This window comes from Amycolatopsis sp. NPDC049253 (genome assembly GCF_040678995.1).
In the GTDB taxonomy this organism is placed as follows: Bacteria; Actinomycetota; Actinomycetes; order Mycobacteriales; family Pseudonocardiaceae; genus Amycolatopsis.
The window spans coordinates 390,536-409,728 of record NZ_JBFAQX010000004.1 but is presented as its reverse complement, the minus strand read 5'-3'; the positions used below and the strand labels follow the sequence as shown (position 1 = coordinate 409,728).

Annotated in this window: 20 protein-coding genes; 15 read left to right on the top strand and 5 right to left on the bottom strand. The window is 70.7% G+C overall.

Annotation, left to right across the window (positions count from 1 at the left end):
* Nucleotides 1-49: 49 nt before the first annotated feature.
* Nucleotides 50-1,852 carry a proteasome ATPase gene (gene arc, locus AB0K15_RS12470; protein ID WP_364048744.1) on the top strand — a complete coding sequence of 601 codons (1,803 nt, stop codon included), beginning with the start codon at nt 50-52 and terminating at the stop codon, nt 1,850-1,852.
* A gap of 120 nt (nt 1,853-1,972) precedes the next feature.
* Here arc and AB0K15_RS12465 read toward each other — a convergent pair whose 3' ends face one another.
* A complete protein-coding gene (locus AB0K15_RS12465) occupies nt 1,973-2,884 on the bottom strand; it encodes a DMT family transporter (RefSeq protein ID WP_364048742.1) in 912 nt (303 codons plus the stop codon).
* Between the two features lie 109 nt (nt 2,885-2,993).
* Here AB0K15_RS12465 and AB0K15_RS12460 point away from each other — a divergent pair, with 109 nt between their 5' ends.
* The 3 genes from AB0K15_RS12460 to AB0K15_RS12450 all read left to right on the top strand — a co-directional run bounded on the left by AB0K15_RS12460 (nt 2,994) and on the right by AB0K15_RS12450 (nt 5,053).
* Nucleotides 2,994-3,335, top strand: a complete 342-nt coding sequence (locus AB0K15_RS12460) for a hypothetical protein (protein ID WP_364048740.1) — start codon at nt 2,994-2,996, stop codon at nt 3,333-3,335.
* A gap of 91 nt (nt 3,336-3,426) precedes the next feature.
* The gene (locus AB0K15_RS12455; protein ID WP_364048738.1) at nt 3,427-4,350 is read left to right on the top strand and encodes an aldo/keto reductase; all 924 of its coding nucleotides are present in this window, start codon (nt 3,427-3,429) and stop codon (nt 4,348-4,350) included.
* Nucleotides 4,351-4,426: 76 nt separating this feature from the next.
* On the top strand, nt 4,427-5,053 hold the full coding sequence (locus AB0K15_RS12450) for a hypothetical protein (RefSeq protein WP_364048736.1): 627 nt from the start codon (nt 4,427-4,429) through the stop codon (nt 5,051-5,053).
* Here the strand turns inward: AB0K15_RS12450 and AB0K15_RS12445 are convergent.
* Complete coding sequence (locus tag AB0K15_RS12445) at nt 5,044-5,556, bottom strand: NUDIX domain-containing protein (protein ID WP_364048734.1); 513 nt, start codon at nt 5,554-5,556, stop codon at nt 5,044-5,046. The genes AB0K15_RS12450 and AB0K15_RS12445 overlap by 10 nt on opposite strands.
* A gap of 41 nt (nt 5,557-5,597) precedes the next feature.
* Between AB0K15_RS12445 and dop the strand changes: the two genes are divergently transcribed.
* From dop to prcA, 4 genes are all read left to right on the top strand, one after another.
* On the top strand, nt 5,598-7,100 hold the full coding sequence (dop, locus tag AB0K15_RS12440) for a depupylase/deamidase Dop (protein ID WP_364048732.1): 1,503 nt from the start codon (nt 5,598-5,600) through the stop codon (nt 7,098-7,100).
* Nucleotides 7,101-7,199: 99 nt separating this feature from the next.
* A complete protein-coding gene (locus AB0K15_RS12435) occupies nt 7,200-7,394 on the top strand; it encodes a ubiquitin-like protein Pup (protein ID WP_220240779.1) in 195 nt (64 codons plus the stop codon).
* Nucleotides 7,395-7,570: 176 nt separating this feature from the next.
* Complete coding sequence (gene prcB / locus AB0K15_RS12430; protein ID WP_364048730.1) at nt 7,571-8,437, top strand: proteasome subunit beta; 867 nt, start codon at nt 7,571-7,573, stop codon at nt 8,435-8,437.
* A 68-nt stretch (nt 8,438-8,505) separates the two neighbouring features.
* Complete coding sequence (gene prcA / locus AB0K15_RS12425; RefSeq protein WP_364048728.1) at nt 8,506-9,282, top strand: proteasome subunit alpha; 777 nt, start codon at nt 8,506-8,508, stop codon at nt 9,280-9,282.
* A 64-nt stretch (nt 9,283-9,346) separates the two neighbouring features.
* Here prcA and AB0K15_RS12420 read toward each other — a convergent pair whose 3' ends face one another.
* Complete coding sequence (locus AB0K15_RS12420; RefSeq protein WP_364048726.1) at nt 9,347-10,576, bottom strand: alpha/beta hydrolase-fold protein; 1,230 nt, start codon at nt 10,574-10,576, stop codon at nt 9,347-9,349.
* Between the two features lie 121 nt (nt 10,577-10,697).
* Entirely contained in the window at nt 10,698-12,197 is a 1,500-nt protein-coding gene (locus tag AB0K15_RS12415) for a phosphatase PAP2 family protein (RefSeq protein WP_364048724.1), read from the bottom strand.
* A gap of 146 nt (nt 12,198-12,343) precedes the next feature.
* On the opposite strand from AB0K15_RS12415, the gene pafA reads away from it, so the two are divergent.
* Complete coding sequence (gene pafA / locus AB0K15_RS12410) at nt 12,344-13,702, top strand: Pup--protein ligase (RefSeq protein ID WP_220240774.1); 1,359 nt, start codon at nt 12,344-12,346, stop codon at nt 13,700-13,702.
* Nucleotides 13,703-13,801: 99 nt separating this feature from the next.
* Nucleotides 13,802-14,836, top strand: a complete 1,035-nt coding sequence (locus AB0K15_RS12405; protein ID WP_364049001.1) for an oxidoreductase — start codon at nt 13,802-13,804, stop codon at nt 14,834-14,836.
* Here AB0K15_RS12405 and AB0K15_RS12400 read toward each other — a convergent pair.
* Nucleotides 14,833-15,531 (bottom strand): SDR family oxidoreductase, encoded by a 699-nt coding sequence (locus AB0K15_RS12400; RefSeq protein WP_364048722.1) that lies wholly within the window; start codon nt 15,529-15,531, stop codon nt 14,833-14,835. The two genes, AB0K15_RS12405 and AB0K15_RS12400, sit on opposite strands and share 4 nt — an antisense overlap.
* Before the next feature lie 75 nt (nt 15,532-15,606).
* Between AB0K15_RS12400 and AB0K15_RS12395 the strand changes: the two genes are divergently transcribed.
* The 5 genes from AB0K15_RS12395 (at nt 15,607) to tatC (ending at nt 19,190) form a co-directional block, all read left to right on the top strand.
* Nucleotides 15,607-16,599 carry a WYL domain-containing protein gene (locus AB0K15_RS12395; protein WP_364048720.1) on the top strand — a complete coding sequence of 331 codons (993 nt, stop codon included), beginning with the start codon at nt 15,607-15,609 and terminating at the stop codon, nt 16,597-16,599.
* Nucleotides 16,596-17,576 carry a WYL domain-containing protein gene (locus AB0K15_RS12390; protein ID WP_364048718.1) on the top strand — a complete coding sequence of 327 codons (981 nt, stop codon included), beginning with the start codon at nt 16,596-16,598 and terminating at the stop codon, nt 17,574-17,576. Before AB0K15_RS12395 ends, AB0K15_RS12390 begins: the two co-directional genes overlap by 4 nt.
* A 10-nt stretch (nt 17,577-17,586) precedes the next feature.
* Complete coding sequence (locus AB0K15_RS12385; RefSeq protein WP_364048716.1) at nt 17,587-17,814, top strand: bacteriophage holin; 228 nt, start codon at nt 17,587-17,589, stop codon at nt 17,812-17,814.
* 21 nt (nt 17,815-17,835) lie between these two features.
* A complete protein-coding gene (tatA, locus tag AB0K15_RS12380) occupies nt 17,836-18,135 on the top strand; it encodes a Sec-independent protein translocase subunit TatA (RefSeq protein WP_364048714.1) in 300 nt (99 codons plus the stop codon).
* An 89-nt stretch (nt 18,136-18,224) separates the two neighbouring features.
* Nucleotides 18,225-19,190, top strand: a complete 966-nt coding sequence (gene tatC / locus AB0K15_RS12375; RefSeq protein WP_364048712.1) for a twin-arginine translocase subunit TatC — start codon at nt 18,225-18,227, stop codon at nt 19,188-19,190.
* The last annotated feature ends 3 nt before the right edge of the window (nt 19,191-19,193 follow it).

The window sequence follows — 19,193 nt, the reverse complement described above, 5'->3', positions numbered from 1 at the left end:
CGGTGATCGCCGGTACCGTGGAATGAAAAGCACTCCGAGGAGGTGCCCGATGCATCATGACCTTCCCGGAGGTCGGCGCGAGGAGGCCGACCCTTCAGCAACAGGCGGAGCTGGGCAGACGGCGGAACAACAAGCCCGGCAGATCCGTTTTCTCGAGGAGGAAGTGGCGCTCTTGCGTCGCAAACTCACCGATTCGCCGCGGCAGAACCGAGTTCTCGAACAGCGCCTCGCCGAGGCGTCCGAACGGGTGAGCCAGCTCACCGAGCGCAACACGAAACTGGTCGAGACCCTGCGCGAGGCGCGTGGTCAGCTGCTCGCCCTCCGCGAAGAGGTCGACAGGCTGGCCCAGCCGCCGAGCGGCTACGGGGTCTTCGTCACCTCGTACGAGGACAACACGGTGGACGTCTTCACCGCGGGCCGCAAGATGCGGGTCTCGGTGTCGCCGGCCGTGGAGATCTCGTCGCTGCGCCGTGGTCAGGCGCTGCGTCTCAACGAGGCACTCACCGTCGTCGAAGGCGGCGATTTCGAGCGCACCGGTGAGGTGTGCGCACTGCGTGAGGTGCTCGCACCCGAGGACGAGGGCGGTATTCCCCGCGCTCTCGTGGTGGGGCACGCGGACGAAGAGCGGGTTGTCCTGCTCTCCGAACCGCTGGCCGAGCAGCCGCTCAAGCCGGGCGATTCGCTGCTCGTCGACTCGAAGGTCGGGTACGCGTACGAGCGCGTGCCGAAGGCCGAGGTCGAGGACCTGGTGCTGGAGGAGGTGCCCGACGTCCGCTACGAGGACATCGGTGGCCTGAGCAGGCAGATCGAGCAGATCCGCGACGCGGTGGAGCTGCCGTTCCTGCACGCCGATCTCTACCAGGAGTACCAGCTGCGGCCGCCGAAGGGTGTGCTGCTCTACGGGCCTCCGGGCTGCGGGAAGACGCTCATCGCCAAGGCGGTGGCCAACTCCCTGGCCAAGAAGGTCGCGCAGGCACGGGGCGACAAGGCGGACGGGAAGTCCTACTTCCTGAACATCAAGGGTCCCGAGCTGCTCAACAAGTTCGTCGGCGAGACCGAGCGGTCCATCCGCCTGATCTTCCAACGAGCTCGGGAGAAGGCCTCCGAGGGCACTCCCGTCATCGTGTTCTTCGACGAGATGGACTCCATCTTCCGCACCCGTGGCTCGGGCGTGTCCTCCGACGTGGAGACCACGATCGTGCCGCAGCTGCTGTCGGAGATCGACGGTGTGGAAGGGCTGGAGAACGTCATCGTCATCGGCGCCTCCAACCGTGAGGACATGATCGACCCGGCGATCCTGCGGCCGGGCCGGCTCGACGTGAAGATCAAGATCGAGCGTCCGGACGCCGAAGGCGCGAAGGACATCTTCTCCAAGTACCTGGCCGAGGGCCTGCCGATCCACGCCGACGACCTGGCGGAGTTCGGCGGGGACCAGAAGGCCACGTTCGACGCGATGATCCAGCACACCGTCGAGCGCATGTACGAGGAGAGCGACGAAAACCGGTTCCTCGAGGTGACCTACGCCAACGGGGACAAGGAAGTCCTGTACTTCCGCGACTTCAACTCGGGCGCGATGATCCAGAACATCGTGGACCGGGCGAAGAAGTCGGCCATCAAGTCGGTGCTGGAGACCCAGCAGCCCGGCTTGCGCGTGCAGCACCTGCTGGACGCGATCGTCGACGAGTTCGCGGAGAACGAGGACCTGCCGAACACCACGAACCCGGACGACTGGGCCCGGATCTCCGGCAAGAAGGGTGAGCGGATCGTCTACATCCGCACGCTCGTCACCGGCAAGAACCAGGACTCGGGGCGGGCGATCGACACCGCCACCAACACGGGTCAGTACCTGTAGGGCGAGTGCGGCGGGTGGGGTGTGCTTGCGGAATGCGCAAGCACACCCCACCCGCCGTGTTTTTGGGGGTGCAACCCCCGAACCCCGCCCGGGGGCGAGTCCCCGGGCCGCCGGCGGTGGTCACTTCGCGGCGGCACGCTCCGGCTTGCGTGGTGCGAGTTTCCCGTGCGAGGCGAGGATTCCGAGCACCACGAGGACGGCGCCGGCAGGTTCGTTCCAGTGCACGGGCTCGTGCAGCACGAGCACGCCGAGCACCACTCCCACCACAGGTGTGAGGTAAGTCACCGACGAAGCGTGTGCTGCGCCCCAGGCCGCTACTACGCGTGTGTTCCACACGTACGCGATCCCCGTTCCCAGCACGCCGAGCGCGAGCATGCTGACCACCACAGCGGCGCTGAGGTGTACTTGCTGGCTCGCCACCATCGGCGCCAGCAGCAAAAGCAGCACCGTCGCGAAGCCGACCTGCCCGAACGCGACGACCACGGGATCGGCGCCCTTCGGGGACACGAACCGGCGCAGGTACACGAAAGCCGCGCCGTAGCACGTCGTGGCGCCCAGGCAGGCCAGCTGAGCCGTGAGCTCGTGCGAGAGGTCCACGCCCTGCCACACGCCGACGAGCGTCAGCACGCCCGCGAACCCGAGCAGCAGGCCCGCCACGCGCGGCGCGGTCAGGCGCTCCGCAGGCAGCGCCGCCGCGGCGAACACCATGGTCAGCAACGGGGTCGTCGCGTTGAAGATGCTGGCCAGCCCGGAGGAGATGTACTGCTCCGCCCACGAGAACAGCAGGAACGGCGCTGCGCACAACAGCACCGACACCACCGCGAGATGCCCCCACAGCGCGGGATCGAGGGGGAGGGGCCGGCGCCGCGCCACAAGGACCACGGCGAGCGCCAGCGCGCCGAAGCCGACTCGCGCCAACGCCACCTGGGCGGGGGAGAGGCCTTGCAGGCCCACCTTGATGAACAGGAAACTCGCGCCCCACACCACGGCCAGTGCGACGAACCGCGCACCGATACCGAACCTCCCGGCCATGCTCCTCCTCGTCGTCACCGGTGAGTCAACGGGCTCGCCACGCCGCGAGGCCAGCGGTTTTCGGCCACGTCACTGAACTCTGGTGTATAACGCCCTATACTTCCCGGCTGTGAGCATCGACGACACTCCGCGCCCGCGCGCCCCGATCACCGAAGCCGACGTCCTGACCTGGCTGGAGACGACCGCGGCCGCCGTCCAGGCGGGGGAGCTGAACGCCAACGACCTCATCGACCTGCTGGGGGAGCTGCGCCGCGCCTCCGCGGCCTGTGCCGACGCGTCCGACTGGGCCCTGCTCGCCGCCCGCGAGGAAGGCGCCAGCCTCCGCCAGATCGCCCCCGTGTTCGGCAAAGGCTACGTCCGGGCACCCGCCGCCCGCCTCGAGAAACTTCACCGCCAAGCCCAGAACTCCGGGCAATGGCTCGCCATCCTCCGGCACAAACAAACTGTATAACGACCTATACGGCTGGTCGTAGAGGCAAAAATTCCTGGACCGGCCACGCAATCACGTCACCATCCGAAACCAGCGTAGACAAGGACACCGAATGGAGCGCATCGCGGTCGGGCTCGCCGCTCTCGGCCGGCCCGCGTACATCAACCTGGGCCGGGAGCTGCCGGGGACGCGGGACGTGCCGGCGATGCGCGCCGCGACCCACGAGGTGCTCGACGCTGCCTACGCGGCGGGGGTGCGCTGGGTCGACGTCGCGCGGTCCTACGGGCTGGCCGAGGACTTCCTCGCGAGCTGGCTCGCGGAGACCGGGCACACCGACGTGACGGTGTCGAGCAAGTGGGGCTACCGCTACGTCGGCGGGTGGCGGCTCGACGCGCCGGTGCACGAGGTCAAGGAGCACTCGGCGGCGCGGTTCGCCGAGCAGTGGGCCGAGACGCGGGCGTTGCTGGGTGAGCACGTGGACCTGTACCAGGTGCATTCGCTCACTGTGGACAGTCCACTGTTCTCCGACGTGGCGCTGATCGAGGCCTTGGCGGGGTTGTCGGACCAGGGCGTCGAGGTCGGGTTCTCCACGTCCGGACCGGCGCAGGCGGACGCCGTGCGGCGGGCGTTCGAGCTGGAAGCGGCTGGGCGACCGGTGTTCTCGTCGGTGCAGTCCACTTGGAACGTCCTGGAGCCGTCGGTCGGCGGAGCGCTGGCGGAGGCGCGGTCGGCGGGGAAACGGGTGCTGATCAAGGAGACGCTGGCCAACGGCCGCCTGGTCGTGGAGGCGCCCGCGCCGCTGACCCGGATCGCCGCCGCGCACGGCGTGGGGCCGGACGCGGTCGCGGTGGCCGCGGTGCTGGCGAACGACTGGGTTTCGGCGGCGCTGGTGGGTCCGTCGAGCACGGCGCAGCTGGCGGCGAACCTGGCCGCCACGCGGGTTTCGCTGACCGCGGACGAGGTGGCCGAGCTCGCGGGACTCGCGGAGGTGCCGGAGGAGTACTGGCGGCACCGGTCCCACCTCGGGTGGGACTGAGGGGCTGCACTACCCTCGCTGCAGCGCGGGCCCGGCGGGTGGGCCGCGGTTCTCGGATCTTCCGGAGGGGCGGCAGGTGCGTCATCGGCAGGTGCTCGCGGTGGCGGCGGTCGCGCTGGTAGGGCTCACGACCGCGTGTGGCAACCGGCCCAACGACCTCGAGACGTACTACGACGATCCGACGCCCGTGAACGACGCGACGTCGTCCGCACCGGTGATTCCACCGCCTGTCGCACCGTCGAGCACTTCCGCGTCTCCTTCGCCCGATCCCCGGATCCTGGCCGCTGCGGCGGCTTCGGCCGCGTTGCTGTCCGATGAGGACGTTGCGGAAGAGGGCGTGGCGCCGGGGCCGGGCAAGGCGTCGGGGTGCTTGTCTGGGTTGGCTCAGGGGGAGCGGCGGTCGGCGAGCTGGGTGTACCCGAGTGGTTCGGGGATCACGCACGAGGTCACGGCGTATGCGGGTGGGTCGGGCGCGGATGTGGTGTCGGCGGCGGACTGTGCCGGTCAGGTGCTGGCGATTCCGCCCCAGCCGGGTGTTGCGCAGCAGCGGGCGTGGTGTGACGGGTCGACGTGCACGGTGCTGCTGGCGAAGGGTGAGCTGGTGTCGGCGTTGAGCGTGGTGGCGAGCACGCCGGCGCGGGCGGCGGAGGCGGCGACGCGGTTGCTGCCGAAGGTCGTGGCGAAGCTGGTCGCTCAGCCGTAGCGGCGGAACCATTCCTGTACGCCTTCGCGGCCGTCGGGGATGAAGGGGCTTGCGGGGTCGTCGGCCCAGGCGCGCAGTTCGGTGAGGGGGAGCCACCGGCCTTCGGCGATCTCTTCGGCCTGGTGGTGGATGGGGCCGTCCCAGCGGACTTCGAAGGCGAAGTTGTGGCAGTGGACGGTGCCCTGGTCGTAGATCTTGGTGAACAAGGGTTGCGGTTCCACTCCGTGGACGCCGAGTTCTTCGGCGAGCTCGCGGCGGGCGCAGTCGGCGGGGGTTTCGCCCGCGGCGACGACTCCGCCGGCCCAGCAGTCCCAGGTGGACGGGAAGATGTCCTTGTCCGCGGTGCGGAGGTGGACGTAGACGGATTCGCCGTCGCCCGAACGGACGAGCACCACGCCGGCGGCGTGCCACAGTCCTTCGGCGCGGACGCGGGAGCGGGGTGCCTGGCCCACAACGTGGCCGGCTCGGTCATAGAGGGCAACGAGTTCGTCACTGCCTGGCATGGGGGCATCGTCGCACGGTCCTACCCCGTAGGGTGGTGGGTATGCGTCGGATCATGGGAACCGAAGTCGAGTACGGCATCGCCGTGCCCGGGGACGCCACGGCGAACCCGGTGCTCACCTCGACCCAGGTGGTGCTCGCCTACGCGGCGGCTGCTGACATTCCGCGGGCTCGCCGGGCCCGGTGGGACTACGAGGTGGAGTCGCCGTTGCGCGACGCGCGCGGGTTCGACCTGACGGGTCCCGGTGGGCCCGGGCACGACCCGGACGTGGAGGACCTGGGCGCCGCGAACGTCATCCTGACGAACGGGGCGCGGCTGTATGTGGACCACGCGCATCCGGAGTACTCGGCGCCGGAGGTCACGAACGCGCGTGACGCGGTGATCTGGGACAAGGCCGGCGAGCGGGTGATGGAGGAGGCGGCGCTGAAGGCGGCGTCGGTGCCCGGTCAGCCGCCGTTGCAGCTGTACAAGAACAACGTGGACGGCAAGGGTGCGAGTTACGGCACGCACGAGAACTACCTGTGTTCGCGGTCGACGCCGTTCACGGCGATCATCGCGGGGTTGACGCCGTTCTTCGTGTCGCGGCAGGTGGTGACGGGTTCGGGGCGGGTCGGGATCGGCCAGCAGAGCGAAGAGGCCGGTTTCCAGCTGTCGCAGCGGTCGGACTACATCGAGGTCGAGGTCGGCCTGGAGACGACGTTGAAGCGCGGGATCATCAACACGCGCGACGAGCCTCACGCGGACGCGGACAAGTACCGGCGGTTGCACGTCATCATCGGTGACGCGAACCTGTCGGAGTACTCGACCTACCTGAAGGTGGGTACGACGGCGCTGATCCTGGACCTGATCGAGTCGGGGATCCGGTTCGACGAGCTGAAGCTGGACGAGCCGGTGCGGGCCGTGCACAAGATCAGTCACGACCCGACGTTGAAGACGAAGGTCGAGCTGGCGAACGGGAAGAAGTTCTCGGGGCTGGACCTGCAGTTCGCCTACCACGAGATCGCGGCGGCGAATCTCGAGCGCACGGGGGCGGACGAGGCGTCGAAGGAGGTTCTGCGGGTCTGGGGCGAGGTGCTGGATGCGCTGGCGCGGGATCCGCAAGAGTGCGCGGACCGGTTGGACTGGCCGGCGAAGCTGCGGTTGCTGGAGGGGTACCGGGAGCGGGATCAGCTGGCGTGGGGTGCGCCGCGGTTGCGGCTGGTGGATCTGCAGTACTCGGACGTGCGGCTGGCGAAGGGCCTGTACAACCGGCTGGTGACGCGGGGGTCGATGAAGCGGCTGGTCACGGAGGAAGAGGTCCAGGCGGCGATCACGACTCCGCCGTCGGACACGCGGGCGTATTTCCGGGGGCGGGCTCTGGAGAAGTACGCGACGTCGATCGCGGCGGCGTCGTGGGATTCGGTCATCTTCGACGTGGGCAAGGAGTCGCTGGTGCGGATCCCGACGCTGGAGCCGCTGCGGGGCACGAAGGCGCACGTCGGGAAGCTGCTGGACGCGGCGGCGACGGCCGAGGAGCTGGTCGAGGCGATCACCGGTTCGGACTAGTCCGAACCGGCACGGTGCCGGGGATCGGGATCGCGGCGTTGCCCCGAATGTCGGGGCCGCTGGGTAGGCTAGGAATCATCGGCCACACCGGGAGGCGATATGGCGCAGGAGAAGATCGAGAAGCACGGCGGTGGGGACTCCGACGAGGAGTTCGAAGCCACCGGAGCGGCGGGCCAGGAGCGGCGCGAGAAGCTCGGCGAGGACGTCGACACGATCCTCGACGAGATCGACGACGTGCTGGAGGAGAACGCCGAGGACTTCGTTCGCGCCTACGTGCAGAAGGGCGGCGAGTAGTCGTTCGCGGCCGGTAGCCGCCCTCGGGTTTCCGGGGGCGGTTGTCGGTTGGCGTGCCGCTGCACGGGATGCGCGGTGCGGAGCGACATACTGCGCGGCAGAGTTCGCCGTGGCGCGGTAGCACGCGGCCTCAGCGTTGTTTCTTCAGCCGATACAGATGGGAACCAAGAGCACGTATGGACAACACCTTCCCTCGGGCGGGTTTTTCGGGACCCGGCCTGCCTGCTTCGTACTTCTCGCCGGCTTCGTCGTCGTTCGCGGATTTCGTGCGGGCGCAGGCGCCCGAGCTGTTGCCGGCGCGGCGGGTGCCGTCGTCGGGGGCGGGTGAGCTGGCGGTGCCGCACGGGACGACGATCGTGGCGCTGACGTTCGCCGGGGGTGTGCTGATCGCGGGTGACCGGCGGGCGACGTCGGGGAACCTGATCGCGAGCCGGGACATCGAGAAGGTGCACGTCACGGACGAGTACTCGGCGGTGGGGATCGCGGGTACCGCGGGTCTGGCCGTGGAGATGGTCCGGTTGTACGCGGTGGAGCTGGCGCACTACGAGAAGATCGAGGGTGTGTCGCTGTCGCTGGACGGCAAGACGAACAAGCTGGCCGGGATGGTGAAGGCCAACCTGGACATGGCGATGGCGGGCCTGGCCGTGGTGCCGCTGTTCGTGGGCTACGACCTGGAGGCCGAGGACGCGAAGCGCGCCGGCCGGATCATCTCGTACGACGCCGCCGGTGGGCGTTACGAGGAGAACGCCGGGTATGCGGGTGTCGGGTCGGGTTCGCTGTTCGCGAAGTCGGCGCTGAAGAAGCTGTACGACCCGGACGCGGATGTCGACGCCGCGGTGCGGGCGGCCGTGGAGGCGTTGTACGACGCGGCGGACGACGACACCGCGAGTGGTGGGCCGGACCTGGTGCGGCGCATTTTCCCGAGCGTCGTGACGATCACCGCCGAGACCGGTGCGGTGCAGCTGCCGTCCGAGCAGACGGCGGCGGTGGCGGAGGCCGTGGTGGCCGGCCGCGCCGAGCGCACGCACCACCGGCCGAGCTGATCGCCGGTGACTTTTCCGAACGCTGAACCTTCGACCGCCGGTACACCGGAGAACGTGGAGCCGACACCGTGACGATGCCGTTGTATGCCTCTCCCGAGCAGCTGATGCGGGAGCGTTCCGAGCTGGCGCGCAAGGGCATCGCGCGCGGCCGGAGCGTGGTGGTGCTGAAGTACTCCGGTGGGGTGCTGTTCGTGGCGGAGAACCCGTCGGCGACGTTGCACAAGGTGTCGGAGATCTACGACCGGATCGGGTTCGCCGCGGTGGGCCGGTACTCGGAGTTCGAGAACCTGCGGGTGGCGGGGATCCGGCACGCGGATCTGAAGGGCTACCAGTACGACCGGCGTGATGTGAGTGCCCGGGCGCTGGCGAACGCGTATGCCGCGACGTTGGGCAGCATCTTCACCGAGCAGCTGAAGCCGTTCGAGGTGGAGGTGTGTGTCGCCGAGGTCGGGTCGAACCAGTCGGAGGACCAGCTGTACCGGCTGACTTACGACGGGTCGATTTTCGACGAGTCGCCGTTTGTGGTGATGGGTGGGCAGACCGAGCCGATCAGCGCGAAGCTGAAGGACACCGTCGACCCGGAGCACGATCTGGCGACGGCGCTGGCGACGGCGATCGAGGGCCTGCGGGCGACTGTGTCGTCGTCGAACGGCAACAACGGTGCGGCCGCCGAGCCGGACCAGATCAAGCTCGAGGTCGCGGTGCTGGACCGGGCGCGGCCGCGGCGGGCGTTCCGCCGGTTGACGGGGGCGGCGCTGGACGCGTTGCTGCCCGAGCCGCCGGCGAAGGACGAGGCGGAGAAGCCGGCCGAGGGTGACTCGGACGGTGGCTCCGCCAAGGAGTGACGTGGTTGTGCGGGTGGGCCGTCCGGGTTTCCGGGCGGCCCACCCGGCGTTTCGGGGCCGGTGTTCAGGATGTCGGCGTGGGGCTGTGGAAGTTCTGATCGGCGAAGGCCAGGAGGTAGGGCAGGGTCGCGCGGGCGGTGTGCCAGGTGTGGTTGAAGCCGTGTTCGGTGTGGACGACGGCTTCCTGGCCGCGGTGGTGCAGTGCGTCGGCGATGCGGTGGGCCGTGGCGACGTCGGTGGGGGCGCCGGTGCCGGCTGCGAGGAGCACGGAGATCGGTGCGGTGAACGTCATCGTCGGCAGGTAGTGGCGTGGCGTGTTCGCGGCGATGGTGGAGAGGTGGCCGTCGAGGACGCCGATGGAGTCGTTGAGGTCGTCGTAGGGCAGGGCGATGACGAGGGTGGCGAACTCGTCGAGGTGGTGCAGGCCGGTGTTGAGCGCGGCGAACCCGCCGCCGGACATGCCGCCGAGCGCGCGGTGGCGGCGGTCGGCGAGGGTCCGGTAGTGGTGGTCGACGCCGGCGACGACGGTTTTCGCGAGGTAGGTCTCCAGTTGCGGCCCGCCGGGCACGTCGAGGCCTTCCCAGTCCTTGCTGGGTGCACCGGCGGTGAGGTCGACGCTGACCACGATCATGGGGGCGATCACGTGGTCGGCTTCGAGGTTGCGCAGGGCGTCGGGTGCTGCGCCGGAGGTGAGCCAGTCGCGCGGGCCGCCATAGGGGTAGCCGTGGATCAGGTAGACGACGGGGTAGCGGTGGCCCGCGTTGGCCGGGTCGTCGTAGCCGGGCGGGAGGATCACGTAGTTCTCGCCCGAGGGCACGGCGTCGGCGGGGTCGGGCAGGCTGAGCACGTCGACCCGTTGTGCGCTGCTCGTCACCGCGGGATGGTGCTGCGCGGTGGCGGCGGGGTCGGCCGGTGCGTCGGGTTCGTCGGCGCCGTCGTCGAGCAGCATGCCCACGGCGTCGGCCGCGCCGGAGCCGCGTTCGAAGAGCCGGCCGAGGTCGTCGGGGGTGCGGACGTAGCCGACGTAGCTGTTCACGGCGGTCACGGCGGCGAGGAGGAAGAGCACCACCGCGCCGCCGGTTCCCCAGCGGCGGGCGCGCCGGTGGTGCCCGAGCGCGATGGTCACGGCGAGTACGGCGACGGCCGCGCCGGCGGCGGTCAGCCAGATCGCCGGGGACTCGAGCGGGCCGAGGTCCCGTGCTTGGGCCGTGATGTCGGGCGGCAGCACCGGGTCGACGGCGGCCTGCGGCATCACGGCCGCACCGCCGGTGTGGTCGGGCGCGTGGCACCGCATGAGGAAAAACGCACGAAGGGGTCCCTGCCGTGAAACGGACGCAGGCAGGGTCGCCCGCATCTGACGTGATCACGCTAGGGACGGGACGCTGTGGATTCGCTGTGAGCGGGTAAAGCCCAGGTCAAGCCCGGTTGTCGGGGTTGCGGTAGATCGTCAGGGCGCTGGGGCGGGCACGGAAGGTGAACTCGTTGCCGAGCGGCCCGACCTCGCCGTCGGTGGCCACGCGGCGGTTGCCGCCGAGCAGTTTCACGCGCAGCTCCGGCAGGTCCAGCTGCTGGTAGACGTGGCTGGCGTTGAGGCTGTTGGTCACCATCGCGAGCAGGAAGCGGGCGCGGGAGTAGGGCAGGTCGGCGCGCAGGTAGCGCACGTCGAGCAGGCCGGTGTCCAGCGCCGGGCGCCGCGAGGGGGCGAAGCCCTTGGGGGAGTAGGTGCCGTTGCCGACGAAGATCAGCCAGACGTCGGTGGGTTCGCCGTTGAGCAGGATCGGCAGCGGTTTGGCGCGGCGCAGCACGCGGGCGAGCGCGAGGGCGGCCGAGGGCCATTTCGGGTGCTTCTGCTGCAGTTTCTCGCGCAGCCGAACCATCTCGGGGTAGCCGCCGAGGCTCGCGGTGTTCACGAACCAGCGGTGCTCCGGCTCGCCCGCGCCGCGGACCTCGACCTCGCCCAGGTCGATGCCGACGGCGTTGCCGGCCTCGGTGGCCGCGTCGGCGTCGGGCATCGACCGCACGCCGACGTCCCGCGCGAAGTGGTTGAGCGTGCCCGCCGGGATGAGGGCGAGCGGCAGGCCGCGTTCGGCGGCCACGGACGCGACGGCGGCGACTGTTCCGTCGCCACCCGCCACGCCCAGCGCGCGCACGGAGCCGCCGCGGGCGTCGATCTCGGCGCCGAGCTGTTCGCGCAGGTCCTGGTCGGGGTCGGGGTAGAGGAGCGTGGCCTTGGGCCAGGCGTAGCGGACGTCCTCGGTCGGGTCCTGGCCGTCGACGCCGGAGTGCGGGTTGACCAGGGCCAGCATGTCCTCGCCGTCGCGCATTTCCGGCGCTTCGGCCGTGTGCGCGGTGCGGGCGGGCACGTCGGGGTGCAGGGGCCACCAGTGCCGGGTCAGCGCGGCGGCGCCGATGCCGATCACGATGCCGGCGCCGACATCGCTGGGCCAGTGCACGCCGGTGTGGACCCGCGAGTACGCCACGGCGCCCGCCAGCGGCGCGACGGCGAGCCCGGCCTTCGGTGACTCCATCGCCACGGCCGTGGCGAACGCGGCGGCCGAGGCCGCGTGGCCTGAAGGGAACGAGGACGAGGTGGGCCGCTTGCGCAGCCGCCGGTGCTCGGGCACCTCGTCCTCGGCCGGGCGCCGGCGGGGGAACAGCGGCTTGCCGAGCAGGTTCGCGGCCGCGCTCGCCCCGGCGATCGCGACGATCCCGCGCAGCGCTCCCCGGCGTGTCGGACCCTTGCGGGCGGCCAGCGCGGCGGCCACGATCCACCAAAGGCGCGATTTGTTGGCGGATTTCGAAAGCCAGCCGAGAACATCGTCGGCGCCGGTCCTCGGGAGGGCCGCACTGCGGCCGATCAGGGCCCGATCGGTGCGTCCGACCTTCCGGAACGGGCGGCTGAGCTGGTACAACACCGTCGCTGACCTCTTCTCCGTCCGGCGTGGGCCGCGCCGCTCCGTCGCCGGATCCGCGCGGTTTCTCACCTCACGCAACGTACCGACCGCGTGTCGCCGCCCGAACGGCGCACCGCTCAAGGGGGTGCAGCGCCTACTCTGGTGGGATGCAGCGGCGGATCTTTGGCATCGAGACCGAGTTCGGGGTCACGTGCACCTTCCACGGTCAGCGCAGGCTCTCGCCCGACGAGGTCGCGCGGTATCTCTTCCGGCGGGTCGTGTCCTGGGGACGCTCGTCGAACGTCTTCCTCTCCAACGGCTCCCGGCTCTACCTCGACGTGGGCTCGCACCCCGAGTACGCGACGGCCGAGTGCGACGACCTCACGCAGCTCGTCACGCACGACAAGGCCGGTGAGCGGATCCTCGAGGACCTGCTGGTCGACGCCGAGCGCCGGCTGGCCGACGAGGGCATCGGCGGCGACATCTTCCTGTTCAAGAACAACACCGACTCCGCGGGCAACTCCTACGGCTGCCACGAGAACTACCTCGTGACGCGTGCCGGCGAGTTCTCCCGGATCGCGGACGTGCTGCTGCCCTTCCTCGTCACCCGCCAGCTCATCTGCGGCGCGGGCAAGGTCCTGCAGACCCCGCGCGGCGCCGTGTACTGCCTCTCGCAGCGCGCGGAGCACATCTGGGAGGGCGTCTCCAGCGCCACCACGCGTTCGCGGCCCATCATCAACACCCGCGACGAGCCCCACGCGGACGCCGAGCGCTACCGGCGCCTGCACGTGATCGTGGGCGACTCGAACATGGCCGAGCCCACCACGATGCTCAAGATCGGGTCGGCGAACCTGGTGCTCGAGATGATCGAGGCCGGCGTGCAGTTCCGCGACTTCACCCTCGACAACCCCATCCGCGCCATCCGCGAGATCAGCCACGACCTCACCGGCCGCCGCCAGGTCCGCCTCGCCGGCGGCCGGGAGGCCTCGGCGCTCGACATCCAGCGCGAGTACCACGCCCGCGCCGTGCAGCACCTCAAGGAAAACGGCTCCACCCCCGCCAACGAGCGCGTGGTCGAGCTGTGGGGCCGCGCGCTGGAGGCTGTCGAGCAGCAGGACTTCGCGAAGATCGACACCGAGATCGACTGGGCCATCAAGCACCGCCTGGTCGAGCGCTATCGCGCGAAGCACGACCTGGACCTGTCCAGCCCCCGCATCGCCCAGCTCGACCTCGCCTACCACGACATCCGCCGCGGCCGGGGCATCTTCGACCTGCTGCAGCGCAAGGGCCTGGTCAAGCGCGTCACCGACGACGGCGAGATCGAAGCCGCCAAGGACACCCCGCCCCAGACCACCCGCGCCAAGCTGCGTGGCGACTTCATCGCCGCCGCCCAGGCCGCGGGCCGCGACTTCACCGTCGACTGGGTCCACCTCAAGCTCAACGACCAGGCCCAGCGCACCGTGCTGTGCAAGGACCCGTTCCGTTCGGTGGACGAACGGGTCGAGCGCCTGATCAGCTCGCTGTAAGACGTGTTGCCGGAGGGGCCGTCCCGAAGTGGGCGGCCCCTCCGGCGTTCCCGACGAAAGTCGCCACCCGGGTGCGGCAAGATCGGCCGCATGCGGGTCGTGCGGGCGTTGCTGGTGCTGCTGGGCGCGGTGCTGCCGCTGGTCGCCGGCGGGGTGGCGAGCGCGGCTCAGCGGGTCCCGTCGTGGCGGCTGACGCCCACCGGGGTCACGGCGCAGTTCCGGGGGCTTTCGGCCGTCAGCGGGCGCGTGGCGTGGGTCAGTGGCACGCAGGGGACCGTGCTGCGCACCACCGACGGCGGCCGCACCTGGAGCCCCGTCGGGCCGCCCGGCACGGAGGCGCTGGAGTTCCGCGATATCGAGGCGTTCGACGCCGACCACGCCGTGGTGCTCTCCATCGGCCCCGGCGAGGACTCGCGCGTCTACCGCACCGACGACGCCGGCCGGCACTGGCGCCAGACGTTCGCCAACCCCGACCCGAAGGCGTTCTACGACTGCCTCGCCTTCTTCGACCCCTGGCGTGGCCTCGCGATGAGCGACCCCGTCGACGGGAAGTTCCGCGTGCAGGCCACGGCGGACGGCGGCCGCACCTGGCGGCAGATCCCCGACAGCGCGTTCCCGCCCGCGCTGCCCGGCGAAGCGGGCTTCGCGGCGAGCGGCCAGTGCGTGGCCACCTCGGGGCCGTTCGACGCGTGGCTCGCGATGGGCGGCGGCGCCCGCGCCCGCGTGCTGCACACCGGCGACGCCGGTTACCACTGGACCGTCGCCGACACCCCGCTGCCCAGCAGCGCCTCCGCCGGGGTGTTCGCGCTCGCGTTCCGCACACCGTGGCAGGGCGTCGCGATCGGCGGCGACTTCGCCAACCCCACCGCGCCCGGCCCGGCCGTCGCGCTCAGCGGCGACCGCGGCCGCACCTGGCGCACGCCGGGGCAGTACCCCGCGGGCTACCGCTCCGGCCTGGCGTGGCTCGGCGGCACCGTGCTCGCCGTGGGCCCCGGCGGCAGCGACCTCAGCCCCGACGGCGGCCACCACTGGACCCGGTTCGACACCGACAGCTTCGACACCGTCGACTGCACCGCCCTCGGCGCCTGCTGGGCCGGCGGCACCGGCGGCCGCGTCGCCCAGTTGGCGCGCTAGAGCACCTGCCCGGTCGGGCGGACCATGATCTCGTTGACGTCGACCGTCGGCGGCTGCTCCAGCGCGTAGAGCACCGCGCGGGCGACGTCGTCGGCTGCGAGCTTGGGCTTGCGGCGCTGCTCGTCGGTCAGGATGTCGGTGTCGGTGATGCCGGGCTGTACCAGCGTCACCCGCACCCCCGTGCCCACGGCCTCCTCCCGGAGTCCCGCCGCCAGCCCGCTCACCGCCCACTTCGTCGCCGAGTACAGGCTCCCCTTGCGCGGGTATCGCCCGGCGACCGAACCCGTCAGCACGAGATGACCGCTCGTGTCCGCCAACGCCGGCAGCACGGCACGCGCCGTGAGCGCGGCGCCGTAGACGTTCGTCAGCACCAGTTCCCGCCACTGCTCGGGCTCCGCGCCGCCGTCGCCGAAGAACGACACGCCCATGCCGATCCCGGCATTCGCGAAAGCCGCGTCCAGCCGCCCGAACCGCGCCAGCGTCGCCTCGACCGCGCCGGACACACCCGGCCAGTCGGTGACGTCGGCGGCCAGCGCCAGCGCGTTCTCCTCGCCGAATTCGGCCACGAGCGGGGCCACGGCCTCGGTTTTCCGGGCCACCAGCGCCACCCGGAACCCCGCCGCGACAGCGCGCCTGGCCGTCGCCGCCCCGATCCCTCGCGACGCTCCGGTCACCAGCAGTACACGTTCAGCCATGGTTACAGGCTAGGGCCGCGACGCGTTCGGGGAACCTCACGATCGGGGAGGACGAGGAGAGCTAGGGTTGTACGGGTGTCCACCGCACGCGCCGAACGGCTGGTCAACCTCGTGCTCGCCCTGCTGTCCACCCGGCAGTACCTCACCGCCGAGCGGATCCGCGGAATCGTGCCCGGGTACGCCGATGCGGCCAGTGACGAGGCGTTCTTCCGCACGTTCGAACGCGACAAAACGGAGCTGCGGGAGCTCGGCATCCCCCTGGAGACCGGCCGCAACTCCGCCTTCGACCCCGTCGAGGGCTACCGCATCGCCCGCCGTGACTACGAGCTCGGCGAAATCGACCTGGCCCCCGACGAAGCGGCCGCGGTCGGCCTCGCCGTGCGCCTGTGGGACTCGCCCGAGCTGACCGGGCAGGCCCAGGGCGCGCTCGTGAAGCTGCGCGCCGCAGGCGTCGAGGTCGACGACCAGGCACCCACCGTGATCGAACCCCGCGTGCGCGCCGAACCGGCGTTCGGGCCGCTGCTCGCCGCCGTGCAGAGCGGCCAGGCCGTGCGCTTCGAGTACCGCCGCAGCGGCTCCCCGGAACGCCGCATGCGCGAGCTCGAACCGTGGGGCGTCGTGTCCTGGCGCGCCCGCTGGTACGTCGTCGGGCACGACCGCGACCGCGGCGCCACCCGCTGCTTCCGGCTCTCCCGCGTCACGGGCAAAGTGACCCCGATCGGCGAACCGGGCGCGGTGACCCGGCCCGAGGGCGTGAACCTGCTCCAGCTCGTGTCCGTCACCGGCGGCGGTGAGGAATCCAGCCCCGTCACCACCGCCCGCCTGTGGGTCGCGGACGGGCGCGCCGCGGGGGTGCGCCGCCGCGGCGAGGTCGTGGGCCGCGAGACGATCGACGGCACCGACGGCGACCTCATCGAGATCGGCCTCTACTTCCCCGAGTCGGCCGCCGACTGGATCGCCGCCCAGGGACCCGACGTGCTCGTCCTCGAACCCGACGTGCTCGCCAAATCCGTGCAGCACCGCCTCGAAGCCGTCCTCGCCCGCGCCGAGCAGGGGAGCGGCCGATGAGCGGCTCCACCGAACGCATGCCGCGCCTGCTCGCGCTCGTGCCCTATCTGCTCGCGCGCCCGGGCGTGCGCGTCGACGAGGCCGCCCACGACTTCGACGTCACGCCGCGCCAGCTGCGCAAAGACCTCGAACTGCTGTGGATGTGCGGCCTGCCCGGCTACGGCCCGGGCGACCTGATCGACCTGTCCTTCGAAGGCGACACCATCGTCGTCACCCACGACGCCGGCATGAGCCGCCCCCTTCGCCTCACCGGCGGCGAGGCCACCGCTCTGCTCGTGGCCCTGCGCGCGCTCGCCGACACCCCCGGGGTGGTCGACGGCGACGCCGTGCGCCGCTCCATCGCCAAGATCGAGGATGCCGCGGGCCAGGCACAGCCGGCCGGCGTCGTGGTCGGCGGCGGCGTGCGCGAGGGCAAGCGCGCCGCGAAGACGCGCGAGGAGGTCGCGGCGGCGCTGCAGGCCGGCCGGGCTCTGCGGATGCGCTACTACACCGCGTCCAAGGACCAGATGACCGAACGCACCGTGGACCCGATGCGGCTGCTCATCGTGCAGGCCGTCGGCTACCTCGAAGCCTGGTGCCGCCGCGTCGAGGACGTGCGGCTGTTCCGGCTCGACCGCATCGACGAGCTGACCGTGCTCGACGAACCCGCTTCGCCCCCGGCCCACGCGCGGCCCACCGACCTGTCCGACGGCGTGTTCTCCGCGCGGCCCGACCAGTGCGAGGCCGAGCTCGTGCTCGACCCTGACGCGCGCTGGGTCGCGGAGTACTACCCGTGTGAAGAGCTCGCGGAGCTCGACGGAGGCCGCCTGAGAATCCGGATGCGCTATGCGGACGAGTCCTGGATGGTCCGTTTGGTCCTCGGTCTGGCCGGAGACGCGCAGGTGGAGAGCCCCGTCACACTGGCTGATGCGGTTCGACGGCGAGCGGCCGACGCGGTGGCCCGATCCCGTCACCTACCGTCAACCTACGGCCGTTAAGGTAACCCACGTGTCGTACCTGCCCACTTACGTAGTGCTCGCGGCGGGCCTGCTCGTCCTGATCCTGTTGTCAGTACGGACGATCAGAGTCTTGCGCCAGTTCCGCCGCACCGTGAGCATGGTGGCTACGAACACCCAGGACCGGACCGGACTCCTCCGCGCCCGGTCCGCAGCACTTCGCGTGGCCGTGGCGCAGCGCCGCGACGCACCGGAAACCAGTAACATCGGCAACGACTAAAGAAACAAGGAGGCCACCGCCATGAACGCGCTGCAGCCGTGGCACATCATCATCCTGGTGCTCGTCGTGGTTCTGCTGTTCGGGGCCAAGAGGCTTCCGGACGCCGCCCGCTCCATCGGCAAGTCCATGAAGATCTTCAAGGCCGAGACCAAGGACCTCACCGGCGAGCACAAGGACGAGGCCGAGCAGGTCGAGACCCGGCAGCTGCCGCAGGCCACCGCCCCGGCCCAGGACCAGCAGGTCGCCGACCTCCAGCGCCAGCTCGACGAGCTGAAGAAGCAGCAGGCCGCCGCCGAGCAGCCGCAGAAGAACGCCAGCTGAGGCCCGACCACACCACCCGGTCCCCGGTCCACGGAGCGCGCTGAACTCCCAGCGCGCTCCGGTGGGCTACGACGAGAACGGAACGACCAGTGGCGGAAGCCGCCAACGGCACAGGCGCGAGCCGCAACACGCGAGGCCGCCGCAGTCGCCGGAAAAACCCCGACGGCACGATGACGCTCATCGAGCACGTCTACGAGTTCCGGCGCCGGCTCGGGTTCGCCCTTCTGTTCATCGTCATCGGCGGCATCTTCGGCTGGATCTGGTTCGAACAGCACCTCGGCCCGATCCCGTCGCTCGGCAACATCATGAACGGCCCCTACTGCGCCATCCCAGCCTCCCAGCGGTTCGGCGGCGACCAGGGCACGTGCCGCCTGCTGGCGACACAGCCGTTCGAGGTCTTCATGGTCCGGCTCAAGGTCGGCGTCGCCGCCGGTGCCGTGGTCCTCTCGCCGTTCTGGCTCTACCAGTTCTGGGCGTTCATCGCCCCGGGCCTGTACTCCAAGGAACGCAAGTACGCGCTCACCTTCGTGGGGTTCGCCTCGGTGCTGTTCGCCGCGGGCGCGGTGCTGGCCTACCTGCTCGTGCCCCACGCGCTGGCCCTGCTCGCCGGCCTCGGCCAGGACCAGTTCATCACCGCCCTCACGGCGGACAAGTACATCTCGTTCATCCTGTCGCTGCTGGTCATCTTCGGCGTCAGTTTCGAGCTCCCGCTCATCGTGGTGATGCTCAACCTCGTCGGCGTCGTCAAGTACCAGCAGCTCAAGCGCTGGCGCCGCGGCATCCTGTTCGCGCTGTTCGTGTTCGCCGCCTTCGCCACCCCGGGCTCCGACCCGTTCTCCATGCTCGGCCTCGCCGCCGCGCTCACCGTGCTGTTCGAGATCGCCATCCAGATCGCGCGCTTCCACGACCGCAAACGCGACAAGGTCCGCCAGGACGAGGGCTGGGACAAGCTGGCCGACGACGAAGCCGCGCCGTTCGACTACACGCCGAGCACCGTCGAGGAAGACGAGCCCGCGACCTCGCCGCGCAGCCGCTCGACCGACGACATCACCTGACCC

Coding starts and splice junctions, on each gene's coding strand:
- AB0K15_RS12390 (WP_364048718.1), top strand. CDS start 16,596: ATGAGCGGCTCCACCGAACGCATGCCGCGCCTGCTCGCGCTCGTGCCC.
- AB0K15_RS12445 (WP_364048734.1), bottom strand. CDS start 5,556: ATGCCAGGCAGTGACGAACTCGTTGCCCTCTATGACCGAGCCGGCCAC.
- AB0K15_RS12420 (WP_364048726.1), bottom strand. CDS start 10,576: ATGCGGTGCCACGCGCCCGACCACACCGGCGGTGCGGCCGTGATGCCG.
- AB0K15_RS12455 (WP_364048738.1), top strand. CDS start 3,427: ATGGAGCGCATCGCGGTCGGGCTCGCCGCTCTCGGCCGGCCCGCGTAC.
- prcB (WP_364048730.1), top strand. CDS start 7,571: ATGGACAACACCTTCCCTCGGGCGGGTTTTTCGGGACCCGGCCTGCCT.
- AB0K15_RS12465 (WP_364048742.1), bottom strand. CDS start 2,884: ATGGCCGGGAGGTTCGGTATCGGTGCGCGGTTCGTCGCACTGGCCGTG.
- AB0K15_RS12400 (WP_364048722.1), bottom strand. CDS start 15,531: ATGGCTGAACGTGTACTGCTGGTGACCGGAGCGTCGCGAGGGATCGGG.
- arc (WP_364048744.1), top strand. CDS start 50: ATGCATCATGACCTTCCCGGAGGTCGGCGCGAGGAGGCCGACCCTTCA.
- dop (WP_364048732.1), top strand. CDS start 5,598: ATGCGTCGGATCATGGGAACCGAAGTCGAGTACGGCATCGCCGTGCCC.
- pafA (WP_220240774.1), top strand. CDS start 12,344: ATGCAGCGGCGGATCTTTGGCATCGAGACCGAGTTCGGGGTCACGTGC.
- AB0K15_RS12435 (WP_220240779.1), top strand. CDS start 7,200: ATGGCGCAGGAGAAGATCGAGAAGCACGGCGGTGGGGACTCCGACGAG.
- tatA (WP_364048714.1), top strand. CDS start 17,836: ATGAACGCGCTGCAGCCGTGGCACATCATCATCCTGGTGCTCGTCGTG.